This is a genomic window from Paenibacillus sp. cl130 (genome assembly GCF_900116035.1).
GTDB classification, from domain to species: Bacteria; Bacillota; Bacilli; order Paenibacillales; family Paenibacillaceae; genus Paenibacillus; species Paenibacillus polymyxa_B.
Genome location: NZ_FOYG01000001.1, coordinates 1,267,359 through 1,280,018, shown reverse-complemented (window position 1 = coordinate 1,280,018; position 12,660 = coordinate 1,267,359). Strand labels below are relative to the sequence as shown.

General features: G+C 45.4%; 14 protein-coding genes and 1 other annotated feature (1 of these 15 cut by a window edge). Of the genes, 6 read left to right on the top strand and 8 right to left on the bottom strand.

Annotated features, from left to right (window positions below; genetic code table 11):
- Positions 1 to 12: a binding site (T-box leader), on the bottom strand (it extends 260 nt beyond the left edge of the window).
- Positions 13 to 173: 161 nt separating this feature from the next.
- The 3 genes from BM358_RS05855 to BM358_RS05845 are packed head-to-tail and all read left to right on the top strand — an operon-like array spanning position 174 to position 2,418.
- Positions 174 to 1,034 (top strand): carbon-nitrogen hydrolase family protein, encoded by an 861-nt coding sequence (locus tag BM358_RS05855; RefSeq protein ID WP_028543188.1) that lies wholly within the window; start codon positions 174 to 176, stop codon positions 1,032 to 1,034.
- Between the two features lie 16 nt (positions 1,035 to 1,050).
- Positions 1,051 to 1,722: a GNAT family N-acetyltransferase gene (locus tag BM358_RS05850; RefSeq protein WP_023987324.1), complete on the top strand. Its 672-nt coding sequence runs from the start codon at positions 1,051 to 1,053 to the stop codon at positions 1,720 to 1,722.
- Positions 1,723 to 1,746: 24 nt separating this feature from the next.
- Positions 1,747 to 2,418 carry a hypothetical protein gene (locus BM358_RS05845; protein ID WP_028543187.1) on the top strand — a complete coding sequence of 224 codons (672 nt, stop codon included), beginning with the start codon at positions 1,747 to 1,749 and terminating at the stop codon, positions 2,416 to 2,418.
- 360 nt (positions 2,419 to 2,778) lie between these two features.
- Here the strand turns inward: BM358_RS05845 and BM358_RS05835 are convergent, their stop codons facing one another.
- On the bottom strand, positions 2,779 to 3,039 hold the full coding sequence (locus tag BM358_RS05835; protein ID WP_023987327.1) for a hypothetical protein: 261 nt from the start codon (positions 3,037 to 3,039) through the stop codon (positions 2,779 to 2,781).
- A 183-nt stretch (positions 3,040 to 3,222) separates the two neighbouring features.
- On the opposite strand from BM358_RS05835, the gene BM358_RS05830 reads away from it, so the two are divergent.
- Entirely contained in the window at positions 3,223 to 3,510 is a 288-nt protein-coding gene (locus BM358_RS05830; protein ID WP_023987328.1) for a hypothetical protein, read from the top strand.
- 132 nt (positions 3,511 to 3,642) lie between these two features.
- On the top strand, positions 3,643 to 5,532 hold the full coding sequence (locus BM358_RS05825) for a sensor histidine kinase (protein ID WP_028543185.1): 1,890 nt from the start codon (positions 3,643 to 3,645) through the stop codon (positions 5,530 to 5,532).
- Between the two features lie 99 nt (positions 5,533 to 5,631).
- Here the strand turns inward: BM358_RS05825 and BM358_RS05820 are convergent, their stop codons facing one another.
- From BM358_RS05820 to BM358_RS05805, 4 genes are all read right to left on the bottom strand, one after another.
- On the bottom strand, positions 5,632 to 5,868 hold the full coding sequence (locus BM358_RS05820; protein WP_013309068.1) for an NHLP leader peptide family RiPP precursor: 237 nt from the start codon (positions 5,866 to 5,868) through the stop codon (positions 5,632 to 5,634).
- 75 nt (positions 5,869 to 5,943) lie between these two features.
- A complete protein-coding gene (locus BM358_RS05815) occupies positions 5,944 to 6,879 on the bottom strand; it encodes a hypothetical protein (protein ID WP_028543184.1) in 936 nt (311 codons plus the stop codon).
- A gap of 177 nt (positions 6,880 to 7,056) precedes the next feature.
- Positions 7,057 to 8,130: a polysaccharide deacetylase family protein gene (locus BM358_RS05810; RefSeq protein WP_028543183.1), complete on the bottom strand. Its 1,074-nt coding sequence runs from the start codon at positions 8,128 to 8,130 to the stop codon at positions 7,057 to 7,059.
- Between the two features lie 37 nt (positions 8,131 to 8,167).
- Positions 8,168 to 9,256 (bottom strand): glycoside hydrolase family 11 protein, encoded by a 1,089-nt coding sequence (locus BM358_RS05805; protein WP_028543182.1) that lies wholly within the window; start codon positions 9,254 to 9,256, stop codon positions 8,168 to 8,170.
- A 376-nt stretch (positions 9,257 to 9,632) separates the two neighbouring features.
- Here BM358_RS05805 and BM358_RS05800 point away from each other — a divergent pair, with 376 nt between their 5' ends.
- Positions 9,633 to 10,109 (top strand): hypothetical protein, encoded by a 477-nt coding sequence (locus tag BM358_RS05800; protein WP_028543181.1) that lies wholly within the window; start codon positions 9,633 to 9,635, stop codon positions 10,107 to 10,109.
- Between the two features lie 127 nt (positions 10,110 to 10,236).
- Here the strand turns inward: BM358_RS05800 and BM358_RS05795 are convergent, their stop codons facing one another.
- The 3 genes from BM358_RS05795 to BM358_RS05785 form a co-directional block, all read right to left on the bottom strand.
- Complete coding sequence (locus BM358_RS05795) at positions 10,237 to 11,115, bottom strand: hypothetical protein (RefSeq protein ID WP_028543180.1); 879 nt, start codon at positions 11,113 to 11,115, stop codon at positions 10,237 to 10,239.
- A 259-nt stretch (positions 11,116 to 11,374) separates the two neighbouring features.
- Positions 11,375 to 11,833 (bottom strand): MarR family winged helix-turn-helix transcriptional regulator, encoded by a 459-nt coding sequence (locus tag BM358_RS05790; protein ID WP_028543179.1) that lies wholly within the window; start codon positions 11,831 to 11,833, stop codon positions 11,375 to 11,377.
- A 214-nt stretch (positions 11,834 to 12,047) separates the two neighbouring features.
- The gene (locus tag BM358_RS05785) at positions 12,048 to 12,515 is read right to left on the bottom strand and encodes an AbrB/MazE/SpoVT family DNA-binding domain-containing protein (RefSeq protein ID WP_034094986.1); all 468 of its coding nucleotides are present in this window, start codon (positions 12,513 to 12,515) and stop codon (positions 12,048 to 12,050) included.
- Positions 12,516 to 12,660 lie beyond the last annotated feature (145 nt).

Below are 12,660 nucleotides of genomic sequence, written 5' to 3'. Positions count from 1 at the left end.
CACTGTCTTTGTTCATGGTATTCAAAAGATTTGACCTTATTTTAAACAAAGTAGGTGCAGAAGGCAAGCCCTGATTATCAGGTTCAGTTTTCGCACCGTTTTGAATCGGTTATAATGTGAACAGCAACGGGCCCCCCTTGCAATCTAAAAGACGTGATGTCCGAGGAGGAATTATGAGCAAAATCAGAGTATCGGCGGTTCAATATCATCTGCATACGATTGACTCATTCGAGCAATTTGCCCTGCAATCGGAGCATTATATCAAAACAGCGGAGGAATTTGGCGCGGAATTTGTTCTGTTTCCCGAGTTTTTTACGACCCAGCTTATGTCGATTGGTGATAGTGAAGGCAAAGCTCTGACGATCAACTACCTGCCGGATTTTACGGACCGGTACCTTGAATTATTCACTTCGTTCGCACGTCGAACCGGGATGCATATTATCGGTGGCACTCATGTAGTTAGGAGAAACGAACGTTTATATAATACGGCACATTTGTTTTACCCGGACGGGCGTGTGGCCACTCAGGACAAAATTCACATTACACCGACAGAGGTGCATGAATGGAATATGGCTCCCGGTGAGGGGCTGAATGTGTTTGAGACGTCCAAGGGCACCATAGCGATGCTGACCTGCTATGATATTGAATTTCCCGAAATCGTTCGCATGGCGAAGGCCAAGGGAGCAGATATTATTTTCTGTCCTTCCTGTACGGACGATCGTCACGGATTTTACCGGGTACGATATACAAGCCACGCCAGAGCGGTTGAAAATCAGGTGTATGTCGTTTTAACGGGAACTGTCGGCGCTTTGCCTACGGTTGATTTTATGCGTGCCAATTATGGACAAGCCGCAGTCATTACACCCAATGACATTCCTTTTCCGCCACGCGGCATTATGGTGGAGGGTGAACTGAACAACGATATGATTGTGACAGCAGATCTCGATTTGCAGCTGTTGTACGATGTGCGCGAGCGGGGCTCGGTTACAACCTGGCGTGACCGTAGAACAGATTTATACACAGACTGGAGCTAATGAAAGGAAATAAGCCATGTATCGCAAAGAATGGTTCATCTTTGACGGCGATCGGCCGCTACGGGCGGTGATTCGTAATTATTCTACAGCCGATTATGAGGGATTGCTGCGTATTCAGCAGGAGAGCTTCCCCCCACCTTATCCGCAGGAGCTGTTATGGAGCCGGGAGCAGATTGCTAGCCAGACAGAGCATTTTGCAGATGGAGCGCTGTGTGTGGAAATTGAGGGGGAACTGGCGGGTTCGGTAACCAGCCTACTGATGCATTATAACCCCGAACATCCCCAGCATACATGGGAGGAAGTAGCAGATGACGGTTATATTCGTACGCATTGTGAGGACGGCAAGGCGCTGTATGTGATTGATTTGGCGGTACGTCCTGCTTACCGCAGATTGGGTCTGGGCAAATGGCTGATTTTTTCCTTATATCATCTTGTGATTGAACGGAGACTGGATCGTTTGCTGGGCGCGGGGCGTATGCCTAGTTATCAGCATCATGCCGACCAATTGAGCGCAGAAGCGTATGTGGATGCCGTAGTGTCTGGTGAGCTGAAGGACCCGGTATTAACTTTTCTGCTTCGTTGCGGACGGGTGCCTGTTTGTATCCTGCCGAATTATTTGGATGATGAACAATCGCGTAATTATGCTGCCCTCATGGAATGGCGAAATCCGTTTCATACCCATCACTAATTGTAGAGGAGCGTGTCCTATCCTATGGAATATCATCGCATTACTCATATTGAAGACCCCTTGTTTGCGAGCATGCATCAGCTAATGCAGGAAGTATTTCCACCAGAGGAAGTGCTGGAGTACAGTCTGTGGAAGGAACCGCTGGAAGACCCGGGTATTCGTGTCTTTGTTGCGGTACAGGATGATAAGGTAGTTGGTGCAACAGAGTATCGTTATTATGAGGACTTTAATGTAGCTATGACAGATTTTACGATCATCGGACAACCGGGACTGGGCATTGGCCGTTTTCTTTGGACACGACGCCAGAATGACTTGCACGCGCTTGCTCAGGCCAGCGGACAGCAGTTACAGGGGATGTTTGCTGAAATCTATGACCCTTACCGTGGCAACGAGCATCCCTTTGGTGGTGTCAAGCCAATGGACCCGTACGTGCGACGTGAGGTGCTATCTCATCTGGGCTATAAGCGTTTGGATCTGGACTACGTACATCCGTCCTGGAATAACGATGGTGTAGCAGTAGAAGGGCTGAATTTAGGCTTTATGCCTGAGGATGATAGCGTGGAAGAAGTGAGCGCCAAATTGGTGGCAGCTTTTATACGTCGGTACTATACAGTATTGCCGAACAAGCCTGCTGTCTGGAACGAAATGGTAGATGGATTGGAAGCTAAATCGACAGTAGCATTGCTGCCATTGTAAACATATGAAGTACAAAAAGGGTGCACTCAAGCCATGTATCATCTGCGTGGCTTAGGTTGCACCCTTTTTGCATTCTCTAATTGACCCTTTCATTTTCCTTGATCCCTGGGTTCGGGCTTCGCAGATGCGACTCCTCGTGGGTTATCTTCGGCCGAAATATCATCTGTAGTTGTCTTGTCCGCGGTCCTACGTTCGTCTGCTTCCACAGGATTCAAGGTTTTGTAGCGCTTATACTCCATATCGGCCTGAGACATCGGATCTTTATACATAGGAGATCAGTCAACTCCTTTCTGTTATACACTTCATTACCCGCATACCAGAATTGGTAACCGTTTTCTTTCACCTGATAAAATGAAGTGGTTAATCCAGCATATCGTCGCTGTCCAGTTGCTCTTCTTCGTCTCCATCCGTACCGTTCAGCAAATCGGTACCATGCAGGAATTCAGCAGGAGCAGAAGGATCGACAGGACTGTTCGGTGTCAGTTCATCGGCATCTGGGACGTCCTCCAGAGGAGTATCCGGCCCTTCCGTCAGATTCTCCCAGTTGGTTTCTGCATTTTGCAGAGAAGGCTCAAAATCATTGTCATGTAGCTCATTAGCTCGATCATCACGATTGGCCATGTTGCTCAGCTCCTTTATTTTTTGTTGCTTATTCCGACCTTACCCAAACAGCAGAACGGCTAAACCTTGAGTTAGTGTGTCTGTAGGAAGTTAAAATCATGCGAATAGGGATATGCCCATTCTCAATTAGCGTTTTTTTGGTAACTGCTGTGATATGATAAAGAAGATAGGGAGGGATATGAATTGGAATGGTACATGTTTGGTCCGATGATTAGTCGTATCCGAGTAGGTCAAAAGGCATCTACCCCGGGATTTTCCCGCACCCTCATTCGGCGCCCGGAAGGCTTATACTGGACAGATGGCGGACAAGCCGGAAAAATAGTAGAAATACGCGATTATTTATTTTCCGATATTTGGACGATCTATGAAGATGAAGATTGTGAACCGTGGTTGGGGCTTAGAGAGCAGAAGGAGCGGCGCGAACAGGAAATGATCATTAATCAATATGAAGATTTTACAAAAAATGAGTAAAAAGAACATGATACCCTTCTTATGAAGAAGGTATGCACATCATCGTATAGAATAATATAATTTCAGGACGTAAAAAATGTTAAAACGTATACAAACTTGTAAATCCTACTATGTAACTTTGAGGTGCTTAACATGAGGCATGTGCCCAAAGCTGTCGCCACCCTGCTAGCGGTCATTGTGTTGCTGTTGTCGCTGGGCCACTCCGCCTATGCGGCCAAAATGACCCCGGAAAGGGATTATAAAATACCCTCCTGGGATATGAGATGGGGAGCGGTAGACGAGGATGGCTCTTTAGATGAGGTAAAGGATCGCAGCAAGGTCTGGATGCATATTGAAGATGATACACAACTGCTTAGGCAGCCCGGTAATATAGGCTCCGCCTGGATTCGTATTAAGTTACCTTCGTTAAATGATGAAACGCCAGCGGTACTTTTTGAAAATATTTATGGCAGGCATATTACGCTGTATAAAGATGGGACCAATTTTTACGAATCCTACCGTGGGTACAATTATGAGAATAATCGTATTCTGATTCCGCTGAAGCCGGAAGACAGCGGTAAAACATTATACATATGGACGGAAAGCAGTAAGAATAGACTGGGCATTATCGGCAATGTGATGACCGGTGATTATCGTGATTTATTGGGAACCTTGGTCAGAATGGATGTTTTAGATATTGTACTGGGCAGTACGTTTATCTTTATCGCCCTGGTATTACTGATCTGCTCGTTTTTTCTGTTCCGTCCGAGTATGGCCATGTGGCTGTCCCTAAGTGCGATTGTATTGTCTATTGGTCTGATGATCGTAACGTATTCACCATTCTTGTATACATTCTATCGCGGCTATGGCAAGCTGTACTTACAACTTTTTGATGTGGCACTATTTATTCTGCTACCTTCATTAGCCTACTTTTTTGAGCAAAATATCAATTCGATTATACTGATTCGCAAATTCAGAAAGGTGTTAACCGCCTACTCTTTGTTCTGCTTTACCATGATGATTGTTAATTTAGGAGCACAGGAGCGGTTGAACGATATATATTATTTTTTTAGTGTAGTCATCCTGGGTATATTACTCGTCGCCTTAATGATACTGCTGGTATTTGCTTCGGTTCGCATGGCACTTAAGGGTGATCACGAAGCGATCATTTTATCGACAGGCTTTGCATTTTTTGCAGTCATCTCTATCGGGGAACTGAGCTGGTTCTTTATTCTGGACGGACACTACAATATGTTTTTGTGGAAATGGGGCGTGTTCGGTTTTGTACTGGCGTTGATCGCGATTTTGGGCAGAAGACTGGCAGAAAAGCACAAGCAGGTGGTTCGGTATTCCAGAGAACTGGAGATGTTCAATAATGAGCTTCAACGTTCGGAGAAAATGGAGATTATTAGCGATCTGGCTGCATCTGTAGCTCATGAGGTACGTAATCCCCTTCAGGTTACACGTGGATTTCTTCAGTTGATGAGCAAGCAGGAGGATGGCAAAAACAAAGACTATCTACATATCGCTCTGGAGGAGCTGGATCGAGCTTCCGCGATTATTACTGATTTTTTGACTTTTGCCAAGCCAGAGTTTGACCAAACCAAAACGTTGACCATATTGGACGAATTCAAACATATTGAAGGAATCATCAGTCCAATGGCTAATTTGCAAGGTGGAAAAATTTCACTGGATATTCCCCAGGAAATCAAAGTACGCGGGAATTCCTCCAAGTTCAAGCAGGCGTTCATCAATATTATCAAAAACAGCATTGAAGCGCTGCGAGACCAGGGTCATATTCATATATGGGCTTATGTGGACAACGGAGAAGCTGTCATTCATATTCGGGATAATGGTGAAGGGATGGATGCTCAGACTTTATCCAGACTAGGTGAGCCTTATTTCTCGAATAAGACAAAAGGCACGGGTTTGGGGATGATGGTGACTTTTCGGATTATTGAAACGATGAATGGAAAAATAACTTTTACAAGTGCAAAAGGGGTGGGAACGGAAGCGACCATCCGCTTCCCCGTAGCCGGATAATATCCGGCTTTTTTGCATTCGGAGAAAACGGAGGGAAGCTTGCTGAGCCCACCCACATGAGATTAAGGAATATAGATTAAATAAGCATTAACAACCAATTTACCACATCGAGCGAGGTTTCTGGGATGCAGCGAGTACACCGGAGGGGTCTGGAGGAATTACCAGAAAAAACTGATCAGGCGTTTCCTCTAACGTTTTGATTTGGATATGATCGGGGATCACGACTCCTAACACATCACGAATTGCAGATTTGGGATCTGTCATCAGTTTCTCTCTGAAACTGGCATCCTCCCAAGCTTTTTGAATGACTTGTGTTTGAAGAACTTCAGTAGCCATCAAAAATCACCCTCTCATTCAATTGGTTATATTTACCTAGTCAGTATACCACGAAAGACTCAGAAAAATCTAGCATTATTTCATATTTTTGGAGAGCCAGTAATCAAGTCCGCCTCTTCTCAAATGCGAGCGTCCGCCTTCAATTTCCGCCGCCACTTCGCCCAGCTCCGCTGCGATAGAATGTGCAAAACTACGTAGGCCGTGGATAGAAGGCTCCAGGGTCTCTAACTGTTGGACTGCTTGATCGGCAATGTTCACATAGTTGGCGAGCGCACCGCGTACATAAATCGCTTCCTGAATCTGTTTGGGTCCCAATCCTTCACAGTAAGCCGTCTTCTGCTCGGCACTGATATGGGACAAAAGACAGTTATAGCTATGTTCGACCAAATCTTCTGACCAATCCGCCCAATCATCCGACATTTGAAGCACGAGTAGCGCCAAGTCCGTCATATCTGTAATGATCTGGATCAGATCGGCACGGCCTGCAAGCAGTAAAGCACCCGTTCCGGCCATTTTTAATGGACTTGCTTTCAGCGCGACCTTATTTCTTTCCCCTTGAAAATAGTCCTCTGTTCCTTCGGATGTCACACTAACGGCCCATTCATCAATATACGTTCGGGCATATGACCAAAAAGGAGAGGTTGCCGGAAAAAGGTCCCGATATACGCTTAGACACTCGGTATAGAATAGCTGGCTTAACGCGAGTTGCGTTTTACGGTTGTCTGCTGCTGTGTCCATCACATCATCTTGAATTAAATAGTGAGCCATGACGAACACGTTGCCAAGTGACAGCTTGCGGCATGTTTCGGGGGGGAGTCCGGTGAGTTCTTGCAGCCAAAATGGAAGCAAATAGCATATGTAATTACGCGTGCTGTCTTCCCTCAACGGATTAAAACGCGCCAGATAGTCCAAACCCTCTTGCTGAAAGGGAGCTGGAAACGTGGACGTCCGTTCCTCCGCTTGACGAAATACTTTTTCCAATTCGTCTTTGTATGCAAAATACCATTCCATCGCTATCACCTGCATCTCTTATGAATATTTTTATAGCGATTTCTAGTTGTTAACCGCCATTATACAACAGATTGCAATTTTCAAGATTTTGTTATTTTTACATTGAGAATGTTGTAAAAAGGATATCGACAAAAATCCCGGCTGGGAAGATCCCGCCGGGATTTTGTTTTTTTAAAATTAGATGATCTCTAAATAGTCAATATAAGCATCCCATGTCCCATCATCGGCTGTTACAACAAGCTCAATCTCTTGATTTCCGGTTCCATGGCTGACATTGTTTAAAGTATAGACCGCAGGACTGCTCCCGCCGAAATAGAAGGTACCCTTCGTTTGTCCACCAATTTTCAAGTCAACTTTGGCCATGTTGGAATTATTTGAAGCACCACGGAGTGAAAAACTATGGGTGCCACTGGTAAAATTCTGTGTGAATTTCACTGAATCATTGTTGGAGTATAAAGCCACTCCGTTGAACGGCGAGCTGATATTTGAAGTGTACTGACCGCCTTTGGTCATATTCTCTGCTTCCACTTTTGTGCCTTTGTTTGGCGGCGTTTCGCCGTTTCCGCCATCAGGCGCTACCGCCTGGCCATTGCTTGGTGAGATCATACCAGAGCAAAGGTTACGGTTTTTGAGGTTCTGTGCAATTTGTGGAATAGCTTGGAGTGTAGTCTGGTACTGATCATGCATCAGGATCACATCGCCGTTTTTAAGTTTGCCCGCAGCAGCTACGATCTGTGCGGTGGAGGCGCCGTTCCAGTCTTGGGAGTCAACGTTCCACAATACTTCGGTAAGACCGTTTTGGGTCTCAATGGATTTGAGGGTTGCGTTGGTCTCGCCATACGGAGGACGGAACAACTTTGGTGCCGTGCCAGTAATGGACTGTATCATTTGCTGCGTGCGTGTAATTTCCGATGACATCTGCGATGTGCTCAGTTGTGTCATATGCGGATGTGACCATGAATGATTACCGATCCACATGCCTGCTGCTTGCTGGTCACGTACAAGCGAAGGATTATTCTGCGCGTTTTGTCCAAGATTAAAGAGCGTCGCGCGTAAACCGTTTTGCTTCAGAGCACTAAGCAGCGCTTTGGTGTTAGAGGGATTGGGACCATCGTCGAAGGTTAACGCTACATAACCGCTCGAGCAATCAGCCGCAAGCGCCTGGTTGCTCGAGATCACCAGCGAGCCTGTGAATAAAGACAAGGTGATTGACATAATCGCCGTCCATTTTCCTGCTTTAGCTATAAACAAGGTTGTACCTCCTTAACAATTTTAATAGATAATAAGGTTAGTTGATCTCCAAATAATCAACATAAGCATCCCATGTTCCGTCATCGGCTGTTACAACGAGCTCGATCTCTTGGTTTCCGGTGCCATGGCTGACATTGTTTAAAGTATAGACAGCAGGGTTGCTTCCACCAAAATAGAAGGACCCCTTTGTTTGTCCACCGATTTTCAAGTTAACTTTGGCCATGTTGGAGTTGTTCGAGGCACCACGTAGTGAAAAACTATGGGTGCCGCTAGTGAAATTTTGCGTATATTTCACCGAATCATTGTTGGAGTATAAAGCCACTCCGTTGAACGGCGAGCTGATATTTGAGGTATGCTGACCGCTTTTGGTCATACTTTCGGCTTCTATTTTCGTACTTGTGCCTGGAGGAGTAGTCGTTCCGCCGTCAGAACTGCCGCCAATCGTAATTGTATTACTAGTTACATTAGCACTCCCACTGCTTTGGTATCCCTCTACAGTAAGTGAAGTTTCATACATCTTGCCCATTTTCATGCCCATGCTTTCCCACTTTTTGAAGTGCTCGCTAACCGATATGGTTCCGCTTGTGCGTTTGGATGTCCGGACACTCCAATACTGTTGAAAAGTTGTTTTGTCTCCTTTAATGGAAGGCTGGTCAACCCGAGTGGTTTCATAAATATCATATGTTCCCCCGTCAACGGTAAAAGTGCCCTTCGATGTTGCACCGGGTGGACGCCAGCTTCCCCAGCTATCGACGATGTAATATTCTACGAGCGGGTTAACTGCCCATCCATAGACGCATAAATACGAATTACCATTTGGTTGGTAGTTGGCACTGTAGTTTACGGAAATGTTTCCAATTTGCTGGTGTGTCTTGGTCTCGTCGAATTTCTTGCCTTTACGGAATAATGCATTTCCAATGTTACTCCACTGGGCACTGAACGCCCCCCCACTATTAAGAGTCATACTTGTGTTCCCGGAATCTTTCCACAACTCATAGTAGTAGTTGTCATGGGTACCGGTTTGGTTTGAGGTGATCGTTGTTGCCGCCTGTGCATTTACTGCGGGTAAGATAAGCGAAAAACAAATCAAAATTGATAAAAATAACCGTATTCTTTTTTGTTTCATTGGACTTTCCTCCTTGTGTGTAATTGCATGTAGTCTGACTATGATGCAATGCATTCTGTAGTAGCTTGATACAACATTTCTTTCCAAAAATTTAATTGTAATCGATTACAAAAAAATTTTATCATATTTTCCTTAATATTTTACCTGAAAAATTTCGAATTATATTGTAGAAAGTTTAGTACTTCATTTTACTTACCCTACAGGATAAGGTTTCCCAAGGAGTGCGTGCAGATCGAAGATTGGGATATAACCGTGATAGAAATGTTCATGAGCTCGTATTTTCCCGGTCTTGTGACTACTTAACAGGTGAAAATACGAATAAAAATAGCGGAAAGAGAAAATATTAAATTAAAATGGGTGAAAGAAGGGCCTGAATATGAAAAAACAATGGAAATTAATCACTGCTACCCTGTATGTAGGAGTGATGATGTATGGTAGTGCAGGGATGATCGAAGCTGCTGGTATAAAGACAAGCCCCCAGATGCAAGCTCTTACTCCTAGCAACTCTATTCAGGGTGAGGCTGATCCAGGGCGCATGCAGTCACAGGACTGCCATCGACAAGGACATGCTTATAAGCACGGGCATGGCAAACGGCCTGGAGGCTGGGACCATCATCTGAACGAAAAAGTAGCCAAACTACTGGGTATCACTCCTGTTCGCTTAGAAAATGAGTTGGGACAAGGCAAATCGTTGTCCGACATCGCTAAAAGCAAAGGAATTAATGAGGAACAGCTTATAAATAAGCTGAAAAATGAAATGACCGTCGATCTGAAACGGCTCGTCAACCGCAAAGGGCCAATTACATTCGATCGTAAGTCCGGCACTTCGAATGAAGCTCAATTGAAGCGTTAGCAGGGGATACCGTCAACCTCGGCTAACGAAAACTAAATGTAAAAGGGGTGCCTGGCTGATGCAGAACTAGCATGATCTTTTTTGCACTAAAAAACCTTGAGAATGGCGGTCCTCAAGGTTTCCATATTCACCGGGCGGTCCGCATCGGATTCCTGCTCTCGCAGGGCACCTTGGTCTGGCACAGTCCGCAGCCGGCACCTGATTTGGCCTCGCCGCCGTTTAGAACCGCAAAGTCCCGTGATGCCTGGCCGTACACAAATTTCATGCAGGCAATCTTGTCATGTCCGCCTTCCTTGCTGATGGCTTGCACAGGGCAGCGGGTAATGCACACACCGCAGATGCCCTTGCTACACAGCAGGCAGTTTCCGGTATGGCCTGTGACTGAAGATGCTCTGGCATCAGGCGGCACCTTGAGATCGGTCACCACGGACAGCAGGCGGATGGCAATTCCTTTTTCGGTGATGAAGCCGTCGTTGATACTGAAGGTGCCAAGACCCGCAGCATATGCAATGTGTCGCTCCGACCAGTTGGAGATCGGCCCCCCTGTGGCACCATAGATGCTGTACCAATCCGTATCCAGCGGTGCAACTGCACGGTAACCAAGGCCTGTTAAGTATCCCGCCAAATGCCGCCTTGCAGACTGTACAAAATATTCATCGCCAAAGGTCCGCAGCAGCGCCCATTCCCTTGAGGCTCTATCTTTTTGCGCCCGATTAGCCTTGCGGATCGTCTCGCTGATCGGCAGCACAACGCTGATAACGGTACCTCCATCAAAACTCCCCATTCCAAAGGAACGTTCAAATGCTTCCTGCGGCGTGGCGTGGTCGGGCCCGACCACTCTTTTGTACTCCTCAAACAAAGGATCATTGCCCGCGGCAAATTGAATAATCGGCTCCTCGTAATAAGGACTCTGTAGTTCTTCACAAACATTGCCTTTGTCTTCGCTCACATAGGTTTTCATCTCGGCTACGATGTTTTCTCTCATATCCGGTACGGATTCAACCATCCTATCCACATCCCTCTCCGTGGTTATTGTTCACAGTAAAGCTTCCCTTCAGAAGTCTTGTGGCGGGCTAAGGTATATCACTGACCTCTTACTACAGCTGGAAGTACTTCTCCGATGACCCGCAGTGGTGATCAAATGCAATGCGATCGCTATAATAGCATTTTAAAGACATCTCTAGCCTTGATACCGCAATAAACATTTCGATCTTTTTCGTGTATATACACGAATTGAACACAACTCCACCTGGATGAGGAGCCGTCTAATATCCATCCAAATTTTCAATCTTGGATAAGAGTGTGTTGAGTATCTGTAACTGTCCGATTCCCAATGACTCCTGCAAAAAACGTTGCGCCTCCTCCCAAAGCTCTGCTGCGTCGTTGTATACCGTTCTTCCACTCTCCGTCAGAGTAAGGCAGCGGTTGCGACTGCCCTCAGCAGATGTATCCTCCACATATCCGCTATGCTCCAGCGCCTTCAAATTGCGCACAATCGTGGTCCGGTCGAGCCGCATCTCCAGTGCCAATTCGCTTACACTTGCCGGTCCCAGCGCAGTTAAGTGCTTGAGAAGCGAGAATTGGCTAATATTGAGTCCGCTCGGGGCCAGATACCGGTCATACAGTCCCGTAACAGCCATCGAGGAACGGCGCAGATTAATGCAGGTACAGACTGAGGCTGATTGCTTCTGCGAAGATTTCTTATTCTTCCTTGTCGTTGTCATAAGTTCCCCATTCTTTGTACTGTTTCGTGTATCTACACTATCTCAGAAGTGGTAGGTTTTGTAAGCGATATTTGTCACAGCAGTCAGCTCTGTCGGTCTATCATGATTTATCCCCTGTAGTCCTTCCTACTAATGAAAAGTTGAAATAACCAGTCGCACGAAATCAACCGGCGACTGGTTATTTAGCTTTGCTAGAATAAGAGTTGAGCGATACCTATAATAGCTTTTTAAGCTGGGAAATACGGCCTTGGGACACGCCGAGCCATTCAGCATATTCGCCTTGCTTGGCTGTTGGATGCTCGCGCATGAGTTTTCTTAGATTTTCAACTAAATGTTGTGAAGACAACCGATGTGCATTTTTTTCTTTGTACGCAGGTTTCTTTACGACAGGAACAGGTAATTGACTCACACCTATATTTCCCTTCAGATCGTTTATGCATTTTTTACATAAAAATGAATCCCTGAAATAGCTTAAATCCTGAATCGAATAGCATAAGTGACAGCAGACTCCAATATACTTCCGCATACTCAATAAACCTGTTTCAACATCTAAATAAAATTCTAAGGACTCACCAGCTTGAATACCCATAGAGGTTCGCAACTCCTTAGGGATAACAATCCGGCCTAACGTATCCAAGGGACGTGTCATACCTGTATTTTTCAAATGATCTTCTCCTTCCATTGTCCAACATCCAATGATCTCCTAATAAAAATATAAAAATCAATAAAGTAAAAGCATTTATGTTTGTTCCAAAATATGGTATTATCGTGAAGGAAAATCAATAATTATACTATTAGTTTCCAAACTATATTGTTTATTGAAATTG

What these genes read in the sequence shown, in the direction of transcription:
- BM358_RS05855 (WP_028543188.1), top strand. Translation starts at nt 174, where the DNA reads ATGAGCAAAATCAGAGTATCGGCGGTTCAATATCATCTGCATACGATT.
- BM358_RS05850 (WP_023987324.1), top strand. Translation starts at nt 1,051, where the DNA reads ATGTATCGCAAAGAATGGTTCATCTTTGACGGCGATCGGCCGCTACGG.
- BM358_RS05845 (WP_028543187.1), top strand. Translation starts at nt 1,747, where the DNA reads ATGGAATATCATCGCATTACTCATATTGAAGACCCCTTGTTTGCGAGC.
- BM358_RS05835 (WP_023987327.1), bottom strand. Translation starts at nt 3,039, where the DNA reads ATGGCCAATCGTGATGATCGAGCTAATGAGCTACATGACAATGATTTT.
- BM358_RS05825 (WP_028543185.1), top strand. Translation starts at nt 3,643, where the DNA reads ATGAGGCATGTGCCCAAAGCTGTCGCCACCCTGCTAGCGGTCATTGTG.
- BM358_RS05820 (WP_013309068.1), bottom strand. Translation starts at nt 5,868, where the DNA reads ATGGCTACTGAAGTTCTTCAAACACAAGTCATTCAAAAAGCTTGGGAG.
- BM358_RS05815 (WP_028543184.1), bottom strand. Translation starts at nt 6,879, where the DNA reads ATGGAATGGTATTTTGCATACAAAGACGAATTGGAAAAAGTATTTCGT.
- BM358_RS05805 (WP_028543182.1), bottom strand. Translation starts at nt 9,256, where the DNA reads ATGAAACAAAAAAGAATACGGTTATTTTTATCAATTTTGATTTGTTTT.
- BM358_RS05800 (WP_028543181.1), top strand. Translation starts at nt 9,633, where the DNA reads ATGAAAAAACAATGGAAATTAATCACTGCTACCCTGTATGTAGGAGTG.
- BM358_RS05795 (WP_028543180.1), bottom strand. Translation starts at nt 11,115, where the DNA reads ATGGTTGAATCCGTACCGGATATGAGAGAAAACATCGTAGCCGAGATG.
- BM358_RS05790 (WP_028543179.1), bottom strand. Translation starts at nt 11,833, where the DNA reads ATGACAACGACAAGGAAGAATAAGAAATCTTCGCAGAAGCAATCAGCC.
- BM358_RS05785 (WP_034094986.1), bottom strand. Translation starts at nt 12,515, where the DNA reads ATGGAAGGAGAAGATCATTTGAAAAATACAGGTATGACACGTCCCTTG.